Annotated in this window: 26 protein-coding genes and 1 pseudogene; 16 read left to right on the forward strand and 11 right to left on the reverse strand. The window is 72.4% G+C overall.

Annotated features, from left to right (window positions below):
• Positions 1-218 precede the first annotated feature (218 nt).
• Together ACRDTB_RS04235 and ACRDTB_RS04240 are read right to left on the reverse strand one after the other, a co-directional pair.
• Positions 219-1,355: an acyltransferase family protein gene (locus tag ACRDTB_RS04235; protein ID WP_431428585.1), complete on the reverse strand. Its 1,137-nt coding sequence runs from the start codon at positions 1,353-1,355 to the stop codon at positions 219-221.
• A gap of 72 nt (positions 1,356-1,427) precedes the next feature.
• Complete coding sequence (locus tag ACRDTB_RS04240) at positions 1,428-2,009, reverse strand: dihydrofolate reductase family protein (protein WP_431428586.1); 582 nt, start codon at positions 2,007-2,009, stop codon at positions 1,428-1,430.
• Between the two features lie 144 nt (positions 2,010-2,153).
• Between ACRDTB_RS04240 and ACRDTB_RS04245 the strand changes: the two genes are divergently transcribed.
• The 6 genes from ACRDTB_RS04245 (at position 2,154) to ACRDTB_RS04270 (ending at position 4,385) form a co-directional block, all read left to right on the forward strand.
• Positions 2,154-2,516: a VOC family protein gene (locus ACRDTB_RS04245; RefSeq protein ID WP_431428587.1), complete on the forward strand. Its 363-nt coding sequence runs from the start codon at positions 2,154-2,156 to the stop codon at positions 2,514-2,516.
• Between the two features lie 64 nt (positions 2,517-2,580).
• Positions 2,581-3,000 (forward strand): phage holin family protein, encoded by a 420-nt coding sequence (locus ACRDTB_RS04250; protein WP_431428588.1) that lies wholly within the window; start codon positions 2,581-2,583, stop codon positions 2,998-3,000.
• A complete protein-coding gene (locus tag ACRDTB_RS04255) occupies positions 2,997-3,341 on the forward strand; it encodes a DUF3618 domain-containing protein (protein ID WP_431428589.1) in 345 nt (114 codons plus the stop codon). Before ACRDTB_RS04250 ends, ACRDTB_RS04255 begins: the two co-directional genes overlap by 4 nt.
• 61 nt (positions 3,342-3,402) lie before the next feature.
• Entirely contained in the window at positions 3,403-3,816 is a 414-nt protein-coding gene (locus ACRDTB_RS04260; protein WP_431428653.1) for a MarR family transcriptional regulator, read from the forward strand.
• A complete protein-coding gene (locus ACRDTB_RS04265; protein WP_431428590.1) occupies positions 3,816-3,977 on the forward strand; it encodes a hypothetical protein in 162 nt (53 codons plus the stop codon). Before ACRDTB_RS04260 ends, ACRDTB_RS04265 begins: the two co-directional genes overlap by 1 nt.
• A 243-nt stretch (positions 3,978-4,220) precedes the next feature.
• The gene (locus ACRDTB_RS04270) at positions 4,221-4,385 is read left to right on the forward strand and encodes a hypothetical protein (protein WP_431428591.1); all 165 of its coding nucleotides are present in this window, start codon (positions 4,221-4,223) and stop codon (positions 4,383-4,385) included.
• On the opposite strand, the gene ACRDTB_RS04275 is transcribed toward ACRDTB_RS04270, so the two are convergent.
• From ACRDTB_RS04275 to ACRDTB_RS04300, 6 genes and pseudogenes are all read right to left on the reverse strand, one after another.
• Positions 4,382-5,467, reverse strand: a complete 1,086-nt coding sequence (locus ACRDTB_RS04275) for a glycoside hydrolase family 3 N-terminal domain-containing protein (RefSeq protein ID WP_431428592.1) — start codon at positions 5,465-5,467, stop codon at positions 4,382-4,384. The genes ACRDTB_RS04270 and ACRDTB_RS04275 overlap by 4 nt on opposite strands.
• A gap of 118 nt (positions 5,468-5,585) precedes the next feature.
• A complete protein-coding gene (locus tag ACRDTB_RS04280) occupies positions 5,586-6,266 on the reverse strand; it encodes a lysophospholipid acyltransferase family protein (protein WP_431428593.1) in 681 nt (226 codons plus the stop codon).
• A 77-nt stretch (positions 6,267-6,343) separates the two neighbouring features.
• Positions 6,344-6,592 carry a hypothetical protein gene (locus ACRDTB_RS04285; protein WP_431428594.1) on the reverse strand — a complete coding sequence of 83 codons (249 nt, stop codon included), beginning with the start codon at positions 6,590-6,592 and terminating at the stop codon, positions 6,344-6,346.
• Positions 6,589-6,783: a hypothetical protein gene (locus ACRDTB_RS04290; protein ID WP_431428595.1), complete on the reverse strand. Its 195-nt coding sequence runs from the start codon at positions 6,781-6,783 to the stop codon at positions 6,589-6,591. Before ACRDTB_RS04290 ends, ACRDTB_RS04285 begins: the two co-directional genes overlap by 4 nt.
• Positions 6,783-7,232: a hypothetical protein gene (locus ACRDTB_RS04295; RefSeq protein WP_431428596.1), complete on the reverse strand. Its 450-nt coding sequence runs from the start codon at positions 7,230-7,232 to the stop codon at positions 6,783-6,785. Before ACRDTB_RS04295 ends, ACRDTB_RS04290 begins: the two co-directional genes overlap by 1 nt.
• A 116-nt stretch (positions 7,233-7,348) precedes the next feature.
• A pseudogene (locus tag ACRDTB_RS04300) lies at positions 7,349-7,510 on the reverse strand (CBS domain-containing protein); the annotation flags it as partial.
• 96 nt (positions 7,511-7,606) lie between these two features.
• Between ACRDTB_RS04300 and ACRDTB_RS04305 the strand changes: the two are divergent.
• Complete coding sequence (locus ACRDTB_RS04305; RefSeq protein ID WP_431428597.1) at positions 7,607-8,041, forward strand: hypothetical protein; 435 nt, start codon at positions 7,607-7,609, stop codon at positions 8,039-8,041.
• Positions 8,042-8,047: 6 nt separating this feature from the next.
• On the opposite strand, the gene ACRDTB_RS04310 is transcribed toward ACRDTB_RS04305, so the two are convergent.
• From ACRDTB_RS04310 to ACRDTB_RS04320, 3 genes are all read right to left on the reverse strand, one after another.
• Entirely contained in the window at positions 8,048-8,977 is a 930-nt protein-coding gene (locus ACRDTB_RS04310; protein WP_431428598.1) for a ribose-phosphate diphosphokinase, read from the reverse strand.
• Positions 8,978-9,134: 157 nt separating this feature from the next.
• The gene (gene katG, locus ACRDTB_RS04315; RefSeq protein ID WP_431428599.1) at positions 9,135-11,357 is read right to left on the reverse strand and encodes a catalase/peroxidase HPI; all 2,223 of its coding nucleotides are present in this window, start codon (positions 11,355-11,357) and stop codon (positions 9,135-9,137) included.
• Positions 11,358-11,416: 59 nt separating this feature from the next.
• Positions 11,417-11,857, reverse strand: coding sequence for a Fur family transcriptional regulator (locus ACRDTB_RS04320; RefSeq protein ID WP_431428600.1), 441 nt, complete (start codon positions 11,855-11,857; stop codon positions 11,417-11,419).
• A 292-nt stretch (positions 11,858-12,149) separates the two neighbouring features.
• Between ACRDTB_RS04320 and ACRDTB_RS04325 the strand changes: the two genes are divergently transcribed.
• The 9 genes from ACRDTB_RS04325 (at position 12,150) to ACRDTB_RS04365 (ending at position 17,632) form a co-directional block, all read left to right on the forward strand.
• Complete coding sequence (locus tag ACRDTB_RS04325) at positions 12,150-12,866, forward strand: hypothetical protein (protein ID WP_431428601.1); 717 nt, start codon at positions 12,150-12,152, stop codon at positions 12,864-12,866.
• A gap of 8 nt (positions 12,867-12,874) precedes the next feature.
• A complete protein-coding gene (locus ACRDTB_RS04330; protein ID WP_431428602.1) occupies positions 12,875-13,405 on the forward strand; it encodes a MauE/DoxX family redox-associated membrane protein in 531 nt (176 codons plus the stop codon).
• Positions 13,402-13,890, forward strand: coding sequence for a hypothetical protein (locus tag ACRDTB_RS04335; protein ID WP_431428603.1), 489 nt, complete (start codon positions 13,402-13,404; stop codon positions 13,888-13,890). Before ACRDTB_RS04330 ends, ACRDTB_RS04335 begins: the two co-directional genes overlap by 4 nt.
• Positions 13,887-14,813, forward strand: coding sequence for a peptidoglycan-binding domain-containing protein (locus ACRDTB_RS04340; protein ID WP_431428604.1), 927 nt, complete (start codon positions 13,887-13,889; stop codon positions 14,811-14,813). The genes ACRDTB_RS04335 and ACRDTB_RS04340 overlap by 4 nt, the downstream gene beginning before the upstream one ends.
• Positions 14,810-14,983 (forward strand): hypothetical protein, encoded by a 174-nt coding sequence (locus tag ACRDTB_RS04345; RefSeq protein ID WP_431428605.1) that lies wholly within the window; start codon positions 14,810-14,812, stop codon positions 14,981-14,983. The genes ACRDTB_RS04340 and ACRDTB_RS04345 overlap by 4 nt, the downstream gene beginning before the upstream one ends.
• 63 nt (positions 14,984-15,046) lie before the next feature.
• Positions 15,047-15,574 (forward strand): hypothetical protein, encoded by a 528-nt coding sequence (locus ACRDTB_RS04350; protein ID WP_431428607.1) that lies wholly within the window; start codon positions 15,047-15,049, stop codon positions 15,572-15,574.
• 123 nt (positions 15,575-15,697) lie between these two features.
• Positions 15,698-15,949, forward strand: coding sequence for a hypothetical protein (locus ACRDTB_RS04355; RefSeq protein ID WP_431428608.1), 252 nt, complete (start codon positions 15,698-15,700; stop codon positions 15,947-15,949).
• A gap of 129 nt (positions 15,950-16,078) precedes the next feature.
• A complete protein-coding gene (locus ACRDTB_RS04360) occupies positions 16,079-16,774 on the forward strand; it encodes a hypothetical protein (protein ID WP_431428609.1) in 696 nt (231 codons plus the stop codon).
• A gap of 93 nt (positions 16,775-16,867) precedes the next feature.
• On the forward strand, positions 16,868-17,632 hold the full coding sequence (locus ACRDTB_RS04365; protein ID WP_431428610.1) for a hypothetical protein: 765 nt from the start codon (positions 16,868-16,870) through the stop codon (positions 17,630-17,632).
• The last annotated feature ends 47 nt before the right edge of the window (positions 17,633-17,679 follow it).

Consider the following 17,679-nt stretch of genomic DNA (forward strand, 5'->3'; position numbering starts at 1 on the left):
TTCTCCGCTGCTCGCCGTCTTCCTCCGTGCGATGCTCGGCGCTGAGGCGCCTGCGCTTCTCCTACGTCCAGACGGCGAACGCTCCGTCGCTCCCGCTCACCGTGTTGGATGGTTCGCTCCGCTTCTCCGCTACTCGCCGCCTTCCTCCGTGCGATGCTCGGCGCTGAGGCGCCTGCGCTTCTCCTACGTCCAGACGGCGAACGCTCCGTCGCTCCCGCTCACCGTGCGTGCCGGGGTCGTTCCGGTGCCGGCTCGGACCGCGACACCAGGCGCCAGGCCAGCCAGAACGAGCCGGCGAGGGCCATGGCCGCGAGCAGCGGGGCCTTGAGCTCGGCCGGCGCGGCGAGCGGTCGCAGGGCGATGGCGAGCAGGATCAGGATCGGCCCCTGGATGACGAACGCGGGGAACGCCGCTCGCGAGCAGGCCGCGGCGAACCGGCCGTGCTGGGTGAGGTGACGCTGCGCGAGCCCGAGCAGCCACAGCGAGCCGGAGACGACGAGGACGCCCTCCACGAGCGCGGCGGCCGCGGCCTGCCAGCTCCAGCCGCCGAGGAACGGGCCGATGTCGGTGGCGAGCTCGGTGACGCCGACCGCGATGCCGAGGATCGGGACGAGGCAGATCGTCGAGACGGCGACGACCGCGCTGCGCCGGCGGACCCGGTCGGGAACCTCGCGGGCCCAGCCGTGGCGGGCGCAGGTGACGCCGAGGGCGAACATGGCGGCGCACTGCGGCCACTGCCACAGGTGGAGGTCGAAGATCTGGCCGCTCTTGGCCGGGAAGACCAGGCGGATCAGGAACGAGGACACCGCGATGCCGACCGCGAGCCAGATGAGCTGGGCGGCGCTCGGTTCCGGCGCGTCGGGGTCGGCGGGCGAGGCGGTGCGCCAGATCGCGTACGCGACGGAGAAGATCAGCAGGACGAACGTGAACCACAGCGAACCCGAGTCGAGCAGCGGGTACCGGTGCGTGACCACCCAGCCGACGGACTCGTCGTGGCCCGCGACCCGGTACGCGAGCCACATGGTGAGCGGCCAGACCAGGAACGCGGACACCGCCCAGGGCAGCCCGAGGCGGATCGCGCGGTCGGCCGTGAAGCGGCCCAGCCCCTTCTTCTCCAGCGAGCGCGGCGTGAACAGCCCGGCGAGGAAGAAGAACCCGCCGATGATGAACAGGCCGGACGGCCCGATGAGGGCGGCGAGGACGATCTCGACGCCGGGCATGAAAGTGGTCTCGTTGACCTCGTCGTACGGCCAGCCGCCGACCGCCGTGTAGCCGAGCAGGGCGTGGGCGCCGATGATCCACGCGACCAGGGCGGTCTTCACGTTGTCGATGTGGGGAAGCCGCTTTCCGTTCACCGTCTGACTTTCGCCGAACCGCCGGACCTTGTCCAGCTGACACCCGTCCTGGCGGCCCCCGATCGCCCTGCGTCAGCGAAGGACTGCGTAACGCAGATGGGTGACACCCCGGCCCGGGACCACCTCCGGATCGGACAGTCGCACGGGCATCGTCGCGAGGTTCGCGAAGAACGGGATGCCCTCGCCGAGCAACACCGGGATCAGGTTCACCTCGATCTCGTCGAGCAGGCCCGCGTCGAGGCACTGCTGGACGATCGTGGTGCTGGCCGCCGAGACGTCCTTGTCCCCGGCGACCTGCTTGGCCTGCTCGATCGCGCTGACCACGCCGTCGGTGACGAACGTGACCGGGTGCGGCCAGTCCTCGACCGGACGGTGGGTCACCACGAACAGCGAGACGCCGGCGGGGTGGTTGCCGCCCCAGCCCTTGGTGTGGTCGAACAGACGGCGCCCGCAGACCAGCGCGCCCGCCCGGTCGAGTGCGTCGCGCAGCCACCGCGCGCTCGCCTCGGTCACGTGGAAGGTCCACCGCGAGTCGTGGCTGGGCACCGCGACGTCACCGTTGGCGTACCAGCCGAACAGCTCGTCGCAGCCGTCCTCGGGGTCGGCGATGAACCCGTCGAGGGACATCGACATGTGGGCGACGACCTTGCTCATGATTTCGCTCCTTCTCGCGTCGGTTGCCGGTGTAACGCCGGCAGCGCGCGGAACTCATCGGTGCCCGGGAAGAAATCCTCGGCGGACCGTGAGCGGCAGACAGCACGCCGTGGTGCCCAGCCGGCCGATGCTAGCGTCGGTTCCATGGTGAGCCGGGTGTTCTGCCTCGCGATCGACTGCCGGGACACGGCGCCAATGGCGAACTTCTGGTGCGCGGCGCTGGGCTATGCCGTGGTCAAGCGGTGGACGGACTCGCGCGGCACGGAGTACGTGGAGATCGGCCGCGGCGACGAGCCGATGCTGTTGTTCCAGCCCGTTCCGGAGACGAAATCGGTAAAGAACCGGCTGCACCTGGACATCGTGCCGGCATCCGGCAGCCAGGAGTCCGAAGTGGAGCGTCTGGTCGGCCTCGGCGCGACGGTGGTCTCGAACGAGCCGGACCTGCACTGGGTGGTCCTGAAGGACCCGGAGGACAACGAGTTCTGCGTCCTTCCGCCCAGCTCGTAGCCGGGCGGGTGTTTTCGCCTCCCGGGCAGGGGTAGCCCTCGGCCAGGGAGGCGAAGGAGGGCTGATGAGCTCGATATCGGATGTCGGCGCGAACAAGCCGGCCGGTGAGAAGTCGACCGCGGAACTCGTACGCGACCTGACCGAACAGTTCAGCCACCTCGCCCGCACCGAGGTCCGCCTCGCCGTGCGGGAGGTGCAGGAGAAGGCGAGACACGCCGGAATCGGCGCGGCGAGCATCGGTGCCGCCGGCGTGCTCGCCGGATACGGCCTGGCCGCCGTGCTGGCCGGCGCCGTGCTCCTGCTGGCGCTCGTCCTGCCGGCGTGGGTCGCGGCGATGATCGTCGGCGCCGTGCTGCTGCTGGCCGCCGGCGTGGCCGCGCTGGTGGCGAGGACCCGGCTCAGGAGGGGCAGTCCGATGCCGTCCGACGTGGTGGACAGGGCGAAGGAGGACATCCGGGTGGTCAGGGAGGCGGCGACCCGATGACGAGGCGCGGGCACGACGACCGGATGCGCCCGCCCGGCGCGGCGCCGACCGACGAGGACCTGCGGACGGACGTAGAGCTGACCCGCCAGGAGCTGGCCGAGACAGTGGCCGCCCTCGGCGCGAAGGCCGACGTGAAGACCCGGGCACGGACCGCCGCGAGGGACCGGGCCGAGGCGATCCGTACCCGCGGTACGGAGCTGGTGAACACGCTGCCCGAGCCGGTCGCCCGGACGGTGCGGCCGGTGTGGACCACCGTCGCCCGCCGCCCCGCCATCCCACTCGGCGGCCTCACGGTGCTCGTCACCGTGCTGGTGGTCTGGCTGAGGATCCGTCACCGCTAGGCCACGCCGGCCGTCACCACGCGACGACACCGTCAGCGCGAGCGGGGCGGCACTGCTCGCGCTGCGCGAGGATCCTGACCTGAGCGTCACCGAGCTCGGCCGCCGGGTCGGGCTCAGCCAGTCGGCGGCCGCCCGGATGGTGGACTCGCTGGCCGCGTCCGACCTGGTCCGGCGGCACGGCACGGCGGGCCGGGCGGTGCCGGTGCGCCTGACCGCCCACGGCTCCGACTCGGCCGGCCGCCTGCTCACCGCCCTGGGCGAGCCGCTCGCGGACCTGCTGCGGGACCTCGACGACGCGGACCGCGGAATGCTCGCTCGCCCGCTCGAGTCGCTGCTCGGGAAGCTATACGCGCGGGCGGGCGGCACCGAGTTGGTGTGCCGGCTGTGCGACCGGACCGCGTGCACCGCGACGGCGACCTGCCCGGTGGGCGAGGCCGCACGCAACGCCGACGCCGAGGCGGAACCGGGCCGCTGATGGGTGCGCTGCTGGCGCTCGTGTCGTCGGCGCTGTACGGCGCCGCCGACTTCGCGGGCGGGCTGGTGTCGCGCCGCGCGAGCTTCGCGATGGTGGCGCTGGCCGGACAAGGCGGGCGGCCTGGTGCGGATGGCGTTGCTCGCCCCACTGCTGCCCGGTGAGCCGGCCGCCGCCGGCATGGCGTGGGGCGGCCTGTCCGGGGTCGGCACCGGGATCGGCATGGTGTTCCTCCACCCCGGGCTGAGCCGGGGCGCGATGAGCGTGGTGGTCCCGGTGAGCGCGGTCGGCGGGCTGGCCATCCCGGTGTTGGCCGGCTTCGCGCTGCTCGGCGACCGGCCGACCGAACGCGCGGTGGCCGGCATCGTGTTGTCCGTGCCGGCGCCGCCACCGCGGTGCGGACGCGTATGTCCACCGCGACCGGGCTCGGCGCGGTCGCCGCCGGCTGGTGTGCCACGCTCGCGCTGGAGACCACCTGCTCGCCACGCGCGAGCAGGTGGTCTCCGTGGCGGTCGTGCTGCTCACCCACGGCTGACGCGGGCGCGGCCGGGCAGCCGGCGGTGGCAGACTAGGGAAGCCCGGCGCGCAGGGCGCGGATCCGTTCCAGCGCCTCGCCGAAGGCATCGCCGTCGAGGGTGCCGTCGACGAGTGCGCCGGCCAGGGCCATGGTCGCCTGGTCCCCCTGCTCGACGTCGCGGGCCGAGGCGAGGATCAGGTCGACACCCGCCTGGGCGGCGAGCACCGCTCGGTTGCCGGTCGAGCCGAAGTCGTCCAGGGCGCCGGCCTCCAGCGCGTCGGAGACCGTCACGCCCGTGAAACCGTTGCGGGAGCGCAGCTCCTGCTGAACGACCACGGAGGACAGTCCGGCCGGGCGCGCGGGGTCCAGCGCCGGGTACACCGCCCAGGACAGCATCACGAGCTTCGCCCCCGCGGTGATCGACGCCTGGTACGGCGCCTCGTGCACACTGCGCAAAGTGGACAGTGGGACGTCCAGGGTGACCGGCCGGGTGTCGGTGTTCTGGTCGGCGTTCGCCGGGCCCAGGCCCGGGAAGTGCTTCAGCGTCGAGGCGACACCCTCCGCCTGCTGCGCGGTCTGGTAGTTCGCACCGAGCCGCGACACGGCGGCCGGGTCCATGCTGAACGACCGCTCGAACTGGTCCATCAGGTCACCCGGCGCGTGGTAGACGTCGAGCACCGGCGCCAGGTTCACATTCATGTCGACACCCGCGAGGTTCTCCCCCGCGCCCCGCCCCGCGTTCGTGGCCGCCGCGGCGGGGTCGGCGGACTGGCCGACGTCCTTGTGCGACAGGGCCGGCTCGCCGGGCAGCCGGCGGACCTCACCGCCCTCCTGGTCGGTCATCAGCAGCAACGGCTCGCGCACCGGGCTCTCCGCGGCGGCCGCGCGCAGCTGCGCCACGACGCCGGTGATCTGCGGCAGGCTGGACACGTTCTCGCCGAAGAAGATCACACCGGCGGCCTCGCCCGCGCGGATCCGGTCGAACAGGCCCTGCGGCGGGGTGAGCCCCGGGTAGGAGTAGATGACCCGCTGCCCGGCGGCCTGCCGCGCGAAGGCGGCCAGGCCCACGTCGGCCGCACCGGCCGTCCCCTGGGTCCACACCACCCCACCAGCGACGATCGCCAATGCCGCAACCAAGCGGGAAACCCGACCACGTCGCATGGACCCCGACCTCCTTGGCGCTGCGTGGGTCAACGATAACCCAGAAGGCTTACAAGTGGTGAGTTACCAACAAGCCGGATCAGCCCACGACCGGTCAGGCTATGCCCTCGTCTCGGTCCTCGTCGGGGCGGCGGTGGTACCTGTCGACGTACTCCTGCTGGGACAGCTCGCGGATCGCGGCCATCACCTCGTCGGTGATCGCGCGGCGGGCACGCTGGTCGCGCTCGGTCACCCGGGAGAAGTCCATCGGTGCGCCGAAGCGGATGCCGACCCGCGCGTACCGCGGAATCCTGCCGCCGCGCGGCATCAGCATCTGCGTCCCGAACAGCGCGACCGGCACCACCGGCGCGCCGGTGGTCAGCGCGAGCACGGCCACGCCGGTGTGCCCGCGGTAGAGCCGGCCGTCGAGCGACCGGGTGCCCTCGGGGTAGATCGCGAAGACGCCGCCGCCGTTGAGCACGGTCTGGCCGGCGTTGAGCGCGGCGAGGCCCGCGTGCGCGTTGCCGCGCTGCACCGGGACGAAGCCGAGCGCGTCGACGAACGCGGCCATCAGCCGGCCCCGCAGGCCGCGGGCGGTGAAGTACTCGGCCTTGCCCAGGAACCGGACCTGCCGGCGGACGACGAGCGAGATCACCGCCGTGTCGAGCACCGCGCGGTGGTTCGCCGCGATGATCACCGGGCCCTCGGCCGGCACGTTCTCCAGGCCTTCGACCCGCGGTCGGTAGACGAGCCGTACGAGCGGTGCCAGGACATAGCGGACGAACTGGTAAAGCAAGGGCCCTCCCCCGGTCTCGGCAAACGGGCCCAGCATAGGCGCCGGGTACCGCGCGGAGGGCGCCCCGCGGGACGGCGCTACTCGACGTCCGGGCGCTCGGCGCTCAGCCTGCGGTCCGGGTCCTCGCCCCGGCTCCGCTCGTAGGGCGTCGTGCCGTACCGGGCGGCCGCCGACCAGTGCTCCGGCGGGTCGGCGCCCTCCTCCAGCGAGTCGGCGTCGAGCCGGTCCTCGTCGAGTCCTCGGCGGAGCTCAGCGCCGCCGGGTCTGCGCCACCTCGTCCGGGTTCCGCGTGTCCTTCGGCGGGGTGCCCGGGTCGACGCCCTCATGCATCGGGCCAGTCCTCCTCCTCGGACGGCACGGGAAGGCTCTGCTCCCGCAGGTCCGCCGGATTCGCCTCGACGTCCGTGCTCGGCACCTCGTCCGGCTCGGTGTCCTCGGTGTCCTCGGTCAGATCCCGTTGCTGCTCCAGCACGTCGGCCTCGTTCGCCGGGTCGCCGGCGCCGTTCTCGGGGCGCATCACGCCTCCCCCGACCACTGCAGCAGCGCGATCGTCATGGTCAGCGCGCGGCGCACGGTTTCCAAGCCGCTCAACGGATCCAGCTGCCGCACGGCGAGGTCCAGCTGGAACTGCGCGTCCTGCGGACAGCCGTTGAGGTCGGCCAGCAGGGCGCGGATCGTGGCACGCGCGTGCGGCTCGAGTTCGTCGATCGAAACCGGCTCGTCGGCGACGTCGCGCAGGTCCACCGCGAACGCGGGCTGCTGCTTGTCCGGGCCGACACTGTGCCGCACCGCTCTAGCCCCGAGCTGGATCAGTTCCGCCACGACGCCGCGGATGTATGGCCTGAGCTGATCTCCTTGCTCCACCACGGACTCCAGCGTGTCGGTCAACCCGTCCGCGTCACTGTCGAGTACACAGTGGACGAGCCGGTGCGCGGTCACCTGGGCGGTCGATCCCTCACTGCGCATCGGTCGTGCTCCTTCCGTGCGGTCGCGTGTGGAGTGCCCGCCGGCGCGGACATCGAAACCGTATGAGGTGAACGTGACCGGCCGGCAGCGCCGTTCGTCGGGGTCTGGTCTCGGGCTCAGTCGACGGACAGCGCGCGCACCAGATCACCGACCCGCGGATCGTCCAGTGCCCGGGCCACGTCGGCCTGGGCGACGATCCCGACCAGCCGGTCACCGTCGAGCACGGGCAGGCGCCGGACCTGGTGCACCGACAGCCGGGCCATCGTCGCGGCGGCGTCGCCGGCTCGCACGCGCGAACGAGTTTCACGGCACGCCGCGCGGGCTACTCGCCGTTCGTGGTTCCGGTCCGAATCACCGGACGAGAGGTACAAGCCATGAATACCAACAGCTACGTGACGTTCTTGCTGATCGGTACCGTGCTCGTGCTCGTCGACGGCCAGATCATCTACCGCAACGGCCGCAGGTTGCTCCAGCAGTCCGCGCCGAACGCGTCAGCGGAGTCGCTGACCAGGCTCGTGACGGTCTTATTCCACTTCGTCGTGCTGGGCGTGCTCGCGCTCATCTCGACGATGGACGTGCCGGCCGACACCCCGACTGAGAGCGTCGTGTTCCGGCTCGGCGTCGCGCTGGTCATCATCGGCATCGCGCACTGGATCGCCGTGCTCGCGCTCGGCCGCCTCCGAGACCGCCAGGAGTTCGACGAGTTCGCCCACGAGCGGGAGGCTCGTCGGCTCGCGAACGAGCAGGCGAACGCCGCGTACGGCTCGCGCGTCACCTCTCGCGTCACGGAGCGGGGCGAGACGCCCTAGTCCGCTCTAGAACAGCGCGCTGACCGACTCCCCGTCGTGTATCCGGCGCATCGCCTCGGCGAGCGCGGTCCCGACGGAGAGCACGGTCAGCTTCGAGTTGCTCTCCGCGATCGGCACGGTGTTCGTGCAGACGATCTCCAGCACGTCGGTCTGGTCACCGATCCGCTTGAGCGCGTCCGCGGCGAACAAACCGTGCGTGCAGGCGACGCGGATCGAGCGGACACCCTGCTCGCGCAGCCGGTCGAGGAGCTCGAGCACCGTGCTGCCCCGGGCGATCTCGTCGTCCAGCACGATCACGTCGCGACCGGCGACCGCCCCGATGATCGAGCTGATCTCGACCTTGTCCTCGGCGAACCGCTGCTTCGCCCCCGCCGCCACCGGGACGTCCAGCAGGCTCGCGAAGTGCGACGCCGGCTTGGCGTTGCCCAGGTCCGGCGACACGACGATCGTGTTGTCCAGATCCAGGCGCCGGAAGTAGGCGGCGAGCTCGCGCAGTGCGTGCAGGTGGTCGACCGGGATGCTGAAGAACCCGTGCACCTGCGGGGAGTGCAGCGTCATGGCGAGCACCCGGTTCGCCCCGGCCGCGACGAGCAGGTCGGCGACGAGCCGGCCGCCGATCGAGATGCGCGGCGCGTCCTTCTTGTCCGACCGGGCGTAGGCGTAGTGCGGCATGACGACCGTCGTTCGTGCGGCGGACGCCCCGCGCGCGGCGTCGAGCATGAGCAGCAGCTCGACGAGGTTCTCCTGCACCGGCGCGACGAGCGGCTGGATGATGAACACGTCGCGCTCGCGGCAGTTCGCCTGCAGCTGCACCTCGAGACAGTCGTTGGCGAACCGCGTCACCCGTACCGGCTCCAGCGGAACGTCCAGGTGCGCGCAGATCTCCGCGGCCAGATCCAGATGTGCGCTGCCGCTGAAGACCACGATCTCCCGCACTGGGACTCCCCTGCTCGACCCGCCTGCCGTCCGCCCCGAATGCTACGGGCGCACCAGAACGGCCACCGCCGGAGCACCGCTGGCAAGGTCGCTCCGACCGGAGGAGAGCCCGAGGGGGTCCGGGCCTGCCGGCGTGCGGCCGGCCCGGACTCCGGGATCAGTTCAGGTCGTACCGGTCCAGGTTCATGACCTTGGTCCAGGCGGCCACGAAGTCGTGCACGAACTTCTCCCGCGCGTCGTCGCTCGCGTAGACCTCGGCCACGGCACGCAGCTCCGAGTTCGAGCCGAACACGAGGTCGACGCGGCTGCCGGTCCACTTGACCTCGCCCGTGGCGTGGTCGCGGCCCTCGAAGGACTCGGAGGTTTCAGGGTCCTGGGACTCGGCCGTCCCCGCCGCCCGCCACTGCGTGCCCATGTCGAGCAGGTTCACGAAGAAGTCGTTCGTCAGCGACCCGGGGCTCGACGTGAACACGCCCAGCGGGGACTGCTGGTGGGTCGCGCCCAGGACACGCAGGCCGCCCACGAGGACGGTCATCTCGGGCGCGCTCAGGGTCAGCAGGTTCGCGCGGTCGATCAGCAGATACTCCGAGGGCAGCCGGTGGTTCTTCCCACGGTAGTTGCGGAACCCGTCCGCGGCCGGCTCGAGCGGGACGAACGACTCCACGTCCGTCTGCTCCTGCGACGCGTCCGTCCGCCCCGGGGTGAAGGGGACCCGGACGTCGTGGCCGGCGTCCTTCGCGGCCTGCTCGACCGCGGCGCACCCGCCGAGCACGATGAGGTCGGCGAGCGAGATCCGCTTCCCGCCGGTCTGCGCGCTGTTGAAGGACTCCTGGATCCCCTCCAGCGTGCGCAGCACCGTCGCCAGCGTGTCGGGGTCGTTGACCTCCCACTCCCGCTGCGGCTCGAGGCGGATCCGGGCACCGTTCGCCCCGCCGCGCTTGTCGCTGCCGCGGAACGTCGAGGCCGAGGCCCACGCGGTGGACACGAGCTGTGGGACCGACAGTCCCGAGGCGAGGATCTGGCCCTTCAGGTCGGCGACGTCCGCCTCGCCGACCTGATCGTGATCAATGGCGGGGACCGGGTCCTGCCAGATCAGCGTCTCCCGCGGCACGAGCGGGCCGAGGTAGCGCTGGATCGGTCCCATGTCGCGGTGGGTCAGCTTGAACCACGCGCGCGCGAACGCGTCCGCGAGCTCGTCCGGGTGCTCGAGGAAGCGCCGCGAGATCGGCTCGTAGATCGGGTCCATCCGCAGCGCGAGGTCGGTCGTCAGCATCGTCGGCGGGCGGGACAACGACCCGTCCTCGGGGTCCGGCACGGTGTTGGCGCCGGCACCGGCCTTCGGCCGCCACTGGTTGGCGCCCGCGGGGCTCTGCTCCAGCTCCCACTCGTAGCCGAACAGGGTCTCGAAGAAACTGTTGTCCCACGTCGTCGGGGTGGGCGTCCAGGTGACCTCGAGGCCACTGGTGATCGCGTCGCGGCCCTTGCCGGTGCCGTAGCTGTTCTTCCAGCCGAGGCCCTGCTCCTCCAGCGGAGCGCCCTCGGGCTCGGGCCCGACGTGTTCCGTGTCGGGAGCCGCGCCGTGCGCCTTGCCGAACGAGTGGCCGCCCGCGATCAGCGCGACGGTCTCCTCGTCGTTCATCGCCATGCGCCGGAACGTCTCGCGGATGTCACGGGCCGCGGCGAGCGGGTCCGGGTTGCCGTTCGGGCCCTCGGGGTTGACGTAGATGAGGCCCATCTGGACGGCGGCCAGCGGATCCTCGAGCTTGCGGTCACCGCTGTAGCGCTCGTCGCCGAGCCAGGTGCGCTCGGGGCCCCAGTAGACGTCTTCCTCGGGCTCCCAGACGTCCGCGCGGCCACCGGCGAAGCCGAAGGTCTTGAAGCCCATCGTCTCCAGGGCACGGTTGCCGGCGAAGATCATCAGGTCGGCCCACGAGATCTTGCTGCCGTACTTCTTCTTGACCGGCCAGAGCAGCCGGCGCGCCTTGTCGAGGTTCCCGTTGTCGGGCCAGCTGTTCAGCGGCGCGAAGCGCTGCATGCCGGCGCCGGCACCGCCGCGGCCGTCGTGGATGCGGTACGTGCCCGCGCTGTGCCACGCCATCCGGATCATGAACGGCCCGTAGTGCCCGAAGTCCGCCGGCCACCACTCCTGCGAGGTCGTCAGCACCTCGTCGACGTCGCTCGCGAGGGCGTCGAGGTCCACGGTCTGGAACTCGGCGGCGTAGTCGAAGTCCCCGTCCATGGGGTCGGCCACGGCGGAGTGCTTGCGCAGGATCGCCAGGTTGAGCTGGTTCGGCCACCAGTCACGGCTGCTCCCACCTTCGGTCGGGTGGTTGAAGCGCCCGGTCGACACCGGGCACCCGCCGGCGCCTTCTTCGTTCATCTCTCCAACAACAGCGTCAGGGGCGTCTGGACTGTCAGCCACGTGAATCCTTCCGGGATCTAAACGGTGTGCTCAGGAACTGCGGTGGAGCAGGCGGGGCACAGGCCCCAGTAGACGACCTCGGCCTCGTCGATCGCGAAGCCGTGGTCATCGGACGCGGTCAGGCAGGGCTTCATGCCGACAGTGCAGTCCACGTCGGCGATGGCACTGCACGACCGGCACACGACGTGGTGGTGGTTGTCACCGACCCGCGCCTCGTAGCGTGCCACGGAGCCCGGCGGCTCGATGCGCCGCACCAGGCCCGCCGTGGTCAGCGCCCGCAGCACATCGTAGACGGCCTGGTGGGACACCCCACCGAAGCCCGTACGCACGGCGCCGATGATCGAGTCGGTGTCGGCGTGCGGGTGGTCGTGCACCGCGGACAGCACCGCCACACGAGGACGCGTCACACGCAGCGAGACCCCGCGTAGCATGCGCTCGAAGTCCGAAGTCGTGGGCACACGCCGCAGTCTGGCCGACTTTCTGGAACCAATCAAGTTGACACGGGCGTGCCAGCCAGGCCCGGCCGGTGCGATCGACCGGTCATGCCAGCGCAACTCATGCACATCCGCGCACATGTTGATCTGAGGCGTTCGTCACGGCGATCGCCACGTCTCGGCGCTCCGCCGAGCGGCACCGACGGGCCGGCCCGCTCGGCTGCCGACTCTCGACGGCTCAGCACTTTCGTAATAGATTCACCTGACGTAACGCATTGATGTCAGTCAGTACCGAAGCCGGGTGCGGAGGTGTCGGGTGACCAGCGCGACCAGTGTGGCGACCCGGGTGGTGCACCGGGCTCTCGACGGCCGGCGGTACGAGCTCAGCGGCACGCTCGATCTCCGCGAACCGGTCACCTCCTCGGTGGAGGTGACCGTGCACGGCCGGCGGTACGAGCTGGTCACGGGGCCGACCGGGCTCGGCGACGAGGTGGCCGCGGCGCTCGGCGTGTCCCGGTTCGACGAGGAGCTGCGCTTCGCCGGCGGGACGCTGGTCGTCGGGCACACCCGCCGCGCCGAGCCGGGCTCGCGGATCGTCGAGGATCTCCTGCTCGCCGTGTGGCGAGGGCGGCGGCACTGCCTGATCAGCCACCTCTACACCGCCTCCACCGCCACGGCGGTCGGCATCCTGCGCACCCTCGGCATCACCGAGCACGAGGACGGCGTGGCCGTGCGGCCGGAGGCGGGCAGCGCCCTCGCGACACCGGCGACCGTGGTCAAGGAGATCCCGTCGCTCGGCCTGCTCGAGGTGACGACCCCCTCGGCACCGCAGGCGACCCGGCTGCCCGCGTGGCAGGGTGCGCGTACCCGCTCCGGCGAGTTGTTCGCCGACCGCCTGTCCAACGGCGACCCCTACTTCGTGCTCGCCGGAACCGACATCTGGGCCACGGTGCTGCCGCTCGCCGGCACCGACACCGCCCGCGTGCCGGCGCTGGTGGACCGGCTAGGACTGCGCCGGCTCGGCGCCCGGTGAGGCCCGCGATGCTCACGTTCGCAGCCGGCGTCGCGGCCTACACCGTCCTGGCCGTCCTCGTCCTCGCCGTCGCCGAGCGGCTTCGGGCGCCGCACGCGCTGGCGGCGGCGCTCGTCGCGCACGGGATCCTGCCGCGCCGGACGGTCCGCGCGGTGGCGGCCGTGGTGACCGCCGCCGAGGTGGTGCTGGCCGTCGTGCTGGTGACCGGTCCGCTCCCGGTCGCCCTGACCGGCGCCGCCCTTCTCTTCGTGGGCTATGGCTGCTACGGCAGCCACGTCGCCCGGACCGGGCGCGGCGGGCCGTGCGGCTGCGGCGGGGTCGAGGTGCCGATGGACCGCTGGGTGATCACCCGCGCGTTCGTCCTCGCCGGCCTCGCCGCAGCTGCCGCGGTCGCGGGGGTGGGCGCCGGGTCGTTGCCGCTCGTCCCGTTCGGGCCGGAGCCGCTCGTGGTCCTACTCGCGGCGGCCACGTTCGGCACGCTGCTCTGGCATCTGCCCGCGGCCATGCGCGAACCGGCCCGTGCCGAGGTGGTCTCGTGAGCTTCCAGACCAGTGCGTTGATCGTGACCTGGGTGGCCCTGCTGCTGCTGGCACTGGTCGTGTCCGGCCTGGTCCGCCAGGTGCACACGCTGTCGTCCGGCGCCGCGGGACGGCGTGACCCGGTCGGCCCGCGGCCGGGCACCGCGGCGCCGCACCTCGACCGGCTCGACGCACGCCCGCCGGCGGTGCTGCTGTTCCTGCGCCCGTCCTGCCACACCTGCACCGACGTGCTCGACGAATCCGTGTCGGTCGCCGGCACGGGGCTGTCGGTGCACGCGATCTACGAGGGACCCGCGCCCGACGTGCCGTCCGGGGTCGCGGCACACGGCCACCAGGGCCGGCTCTTCGCCACCTACGACGCGGTCGCCGTCCCGTTCGCGGTCCTCGTCGGCGGCGACGGCCGGGTCGCCGGCGCGGGACCGGTCGGATCCCGGGCGGCGATCGGTGAGCTGCTCGCCCCGGTGAGCTCTGGAGGTCGATCATGAGCACCCCCGCCGTTCCGCCGCTGCGCGGTACCGACCCCGGCATGCCGGTTCGGTGGCGGCGGCGCGGTCGCCGACCGTCCGGTCCGGGCTGGACGCCGACCAGACGGAACATCCTGCGGGCCGGCGGCGTGCTCGGGCTGACCGTGCTCGGCGGCGTCTTCCCCTCGGTGCGCCGGGCGGTCGCCGACGGGTACGACATCTACCCCACATGCCCGTCCTACGCCGAGGACGACGACTGCTCACCCGGCTGCGGCCCGAGCACGATCTTCGCGGACGCGTGCGAGACCTCCGGGGCCAACCTCGGGTTCCACAAGAACGACCAGGTCACCTGGCGGCTGCGGCCCAACGCCTGCTTCGGCGGCAGCTACGACGGCTGGATGTGGCGATACGACCAGGCCTGCGGGGCGTGCTCGTGCCACATCGAGCGACGCTGCCACGACGGGTACCGCCGCACCGACTCCGGCTGGGTGCGCTCGATCTGCCGGTGGACCACCGACTGCGGCTGCCCCGAGTCGGTCGCCTGGCCGACGGTCGGCGCCGGCAGCACCGGCGAGACGGTGTCGAGCATCCAGCACCTGCTGACCTTCCACGGGCTCACGACCACTGTGGACGGTGTGTACGGCTCGGGCACGACCGACTCGGTGCGCGAGTTCCAGTCGGCCCACGGGCTCGCGGTCACCGGGACCGTGAACGCCGCGACCTGGCCGGTCCTCGCGGTCACCACGCGCTCGGGCGACCGCGGGCCGCACGTGCGCGCCACGCAGGTACAGCTCAACCGGTACGGCTACCAGCTCGCCGTCGACGGGATCTTCGGCGCGTACACCCACGCCACGGCAGGCGACTTCCAGCGGCACAACGGGTTGTCCGTCGACGGGGTCGTCGGCCCGCGGACCTGGCGCACCCTCGCCGGTGGTGCGGTGTGACCAGACCGGACGCGCCGCCGGGAGTGCTGCGCCGGTGGCTGACCGACCCGCTCGCGCCGCAACTCGTCCTCGCGGCCGGCGCCGTGGCCGTGGTCCTGGCCGGCTGGGCGGTCGCGGCCTGGGCGGTGCTCGGCGGGCTGGCCGGCTACGCCCTGTCGGGCTCGGTTTGAACCAGGAACAGCGCGAGCGCGCTGACCTCGCCAGGGTGGCGGGGCCGGACCGGGCGAGGCGTGGTGCTGGCGTTGTTCAGCGCCGGCCTGGTGCTGGGCGGGATGCTGAGTGCGCTGGTGCTGTGGTTGGCCAGCGGCCTGCCCTCGCCCGTGCCGCAACCGGTTCGGCACGCGCTCGTCGTCGCCCTCGCCGGGCTTGGCGTGCTGCGTGACGCGGGCGTCGTCCGGTTCCCGCTGCCGCAGAACGCCCGCCAGGTTCCGCGGGACGTGCTGAACCGGGACGTGGTCCGCGGTTCCCTGCGGTTCGGCTTCGAGCTCGGCACGGGCGTGCGCACGTACGTTCCGGCGACCAGCCCGTACGTCCTGGCGGCGGCGCTCCTACTGTCCACACCGGACCTGGCGACCGCGGCCCTGACCGGCGCCGGCTTCGGGCTCGGCCGCGCGCTCACCCCGCTGACCCGCTACGCCGGCCGGGCGGGTGAGTCGTGGGACGTCGCCCTGCGGTCCCGCCTCCCGGCGGTCACCGTGGGCGGCGCGCTCGCCCTCGCCGCCGGCCTCGCCGTGCTGTTGTTCCGACCGCCCGCGAGTTGATCAGCCGTCCCGGTACGGTGGCGGCCGGACGAAAGGTCTGATAGCGCGGGTCGTCTGCGTGCACGGAGTCGCCGCGCAGCTGGGTGGTGAGCAGACGTTGCTCCGGGCGTGGTGGCCGGCGGTGTGACCCGTGCCGGCGGCGACCCGGTGCCGGCCGGCGACGTGGCGATGGCGTTCTACGGCGACCTGTTCCGCCCGCCCGGCGAGCTGCTGGCCGTCGGCGATCCGTTCTATCGCGCCGAGGACGTGCGGGAGGGCGTCGAGCAGGAGCTGCTGGAGTGGTGGCGCCGGACGCCGACACACGCTAGTCCGGGTGCCGGGCTCGGTGCAGACGGCGCTGCGCTCGCGCCACCCTCACCGGACGCCTCGGGGTGAACGCCCTGGCGTGCTCCACTGTGGACGGACGGCCGGTCGCCCTCAGCGGCGGCGTCGAGGCGAGGGTGCGCGTGTGGGACCTCGCCACCGGCGGCGTCGCGTGCGACGTTCACCGGCCACCAGGAAGCAGTGACCGCGGTGGCGTGCACCGAGCTGGACGGCAGCCGGTCGCGGTCACCGGCAGCGAGGACGGCACGGTTCAAACCTGGAACCTCCGGGCCACCGGCGAGCTCACCCGCACGGGCCCGCCCCGGCCACGACGGCGACATCGTCGACGTCGCCCGCTGCGAGCTGGACGAGGGGACCGTCGCCGTCACGGCCGGCGAGGCCGCGACCGTGCGCGTGTGGAACCTGGCCACCGGCACGCAGCGCGCCACCCTCGCCGGCTACCGCGGCCCGGTGGCGGCGGTGGCGTGCGCGCGGGTGGACGGGCGAGCGCTCGCGGTCACCACCGGCACCCCGCACACCACGCTCGCGCACGGCGACACCGAGGTGCCGGCCATGACGTGCGGCAGCGTGGGCGGACACGCGGTGGCCGTCACCGGGGACGACGACGCGACGGTGCGGGTGTGGGACCTGGCTACCGGCACGCAGCGCGCCACCCTCACCGGTCACCGGGGCACGGTCACCGCGTGTCCGCCCACGCCGACCTCGACGGGTCACCGGTCGCCGTCACCACGAGCACGGACCGGACGGTACGGATCTGGAACCTGGCCGGCGCAAGCCAGGTCGCGCGCCTCGACCACGCCACTCCCCTCCGGGGCGCGCTCTGTGTCGGACCGGCCGCAGAGATCATCACCGGGATCGGCTGAGACCTGCTGGTGACCGCGCGACACCCCGACACGCGCCTGACGAATGCCGGTTGGGCCCCGGGCGCTTAAGGTGCTGTCAACCACCGGTTCACCTTTTGGGGGCGGCATGGAGACCGGCGTCGAACGCACCGAGGTCGTTCGCCCGACGGATGCGCGGCCGCGAGCGGTGCGGCTGCGCACGCTGGCCTGGTGGATGCTGGGCGTGACGGTGCTGCTCAACGTCCTGAGCATGGCCATCCCCGCCCTGATCGACCACCCGCTGACGACCGAGCGCGGTGAGATCCGGGTCTACTTCGACGTCTTCTCCGAGGGCAACCTCCCGACGTGGTGGAGCGTGGCACTGTTGGTCCTCGCCGCGGTGAGTCACGCCGCGGCCGGCGCGCTCGCGGTCGCGTCGCGGTTCCGGGGCGCGTGGGCGTGGTTCGTCAGCGCGGCCGTGCTCGGCGCGCTGTCGCTGGACGACCACACCTCGCTGCACGAGCGGCTGGAGCGGATCGGCCGGGACTGGGTGAGCTTCGAGCGCTTCCCCGGGTACTGGCTGGTGCCGGGGATCATCGTGGCCGCGGTCGTCGCGGTGGCACTCGGGCTGCTGGCGTGGCGCCTCACCGGCGTTCCCCGGTGGTGCATGATCGCCGGGCTGGTCCTGCTGCTCGGTTCCGCGATAGGCATGGAGTTGGTGCAGGGCCTGCTGGTCGCGCGGGACGAGAGTGGCCCGATCTACGTACTCGTCATGCACGTCGAGGAACTGGGCGAGAACCTGGGCGTACTGCTGATGATCGCCGCCGCGGTCCGCTCGGTGACGATCACCAGCCACGACGGGCGGTTCGGCATCGCCTACGGCCGCGGGCCCGCCGAGCCGGACACGCACTAACCGCCGGTGATCGCGCCGATGGCGACCGTCAGGATGGCGGTGTCGTC

The organism is Actinophytocola sp. (assembly GCF_050699935.1).
GTDB lineage: Bacteria > Actinomycetota > Actinomycetes > Mycobacteriales > Pseudonocardiaceae > Actinophytocola.

Coding starts and splice junctions, on each gene's coding strand:
- ACRDTB_RS04240 (WP_431428586.1), bottom strand. CDS start 2,009: ATGAGCAAGGTCGTCGCCCACATGTCGATGTCCCTCGACGGGTTCATC.
- ACRDTB_RS04245 (WP_431428587.1), top strand. CDS start 2,154: ATGGTGAGCCGGGTGTTCTGCCTCGCGATCGACTGCCGGGACACGGCG.
- ACRDTB_RS04250 (WP_431428588.1), top strand. CDS start 2,581: ATGAGCTCGATATCGGATGTCGGCGCGAACAAGCCGGCCGGTGAGAAG.
- ACRDTB_RS04255 (WP_431428589.1), top strand. CDS start 2,997: ATGACGAGGCGCGGGCACGACGACCGGATGCGCCCGCCCGGCGCGGCG.
- ACRDTB_RS04265 (WP_431428590.1), top strand. CDS start 3,816: ATGGGTGCGCTGCTGGCGCTCGTGTCGTCGGCGCTGTACGGCGCCGCC.
- ACRDTB_RS04270 (WP_431428591.1), top strand. CDS start 4,221: ATGTCCACCGCGACCGGGCTCGGCGCGGTCGCCGCCGGCTGGTGTGCC.
- ACRDTB_RS04285 (WP_431428594.1), bottom strand. CDS start 6,592: ATGAGGGCGTCGACCCGGGCACCCCGCCGAAGGACACGCGGAACCCGG.
- ACRDTB_RS04290 (WP_431428595.1), bottom strand. CDS start 6,783: ATGCGCCCCGAGAACGGCGCCGGCGACCCGGCGAACGAGGCCGACGTG.
- ACRDTB_RS04295 (WP_431428596.1), bottom strand. CDS start 7,232: ATGCGCAGTGAGGGATCGACCGCCCAGGTGACCGCGCACCGGCTCGTC.
- ACRDTB_RS04305 (WP_431428597.1), top strand. CDS start 7,607: ATGAATACCAACAGCTACGTGACGTTCTTGCTGATCGGTACCGTGCTC.
- katG (WP_431428599.1), bottom strand. CDS start 11,357: ATGAACGAAGAAGGCGCCGGCGGGTGCCCGGTGTCGACCGGGCGCTTC.
- ACRDTB_RS04330 (WP_431428602.1), top strand. CDS start 12,875: ATGCTCACGTTCGCAGCCGGCGTCGCGGCCTACACCGTCCTGGCCGTC.
- ACRDTB_RS04340 (WP_431428604.1), top strand. CDS start 13,887: ATGAGCACCCCCGCCGTTCCGCCGCTGCGCGGTACCGACCCCGGCATG.
- ACRDTB_RS04365 (WP_431428610.1), top strand. CDS start 16,868: ATGGAGACCGGCGTCGAACGCACCGAGGTCGTTCGCCCGACGGATGCG.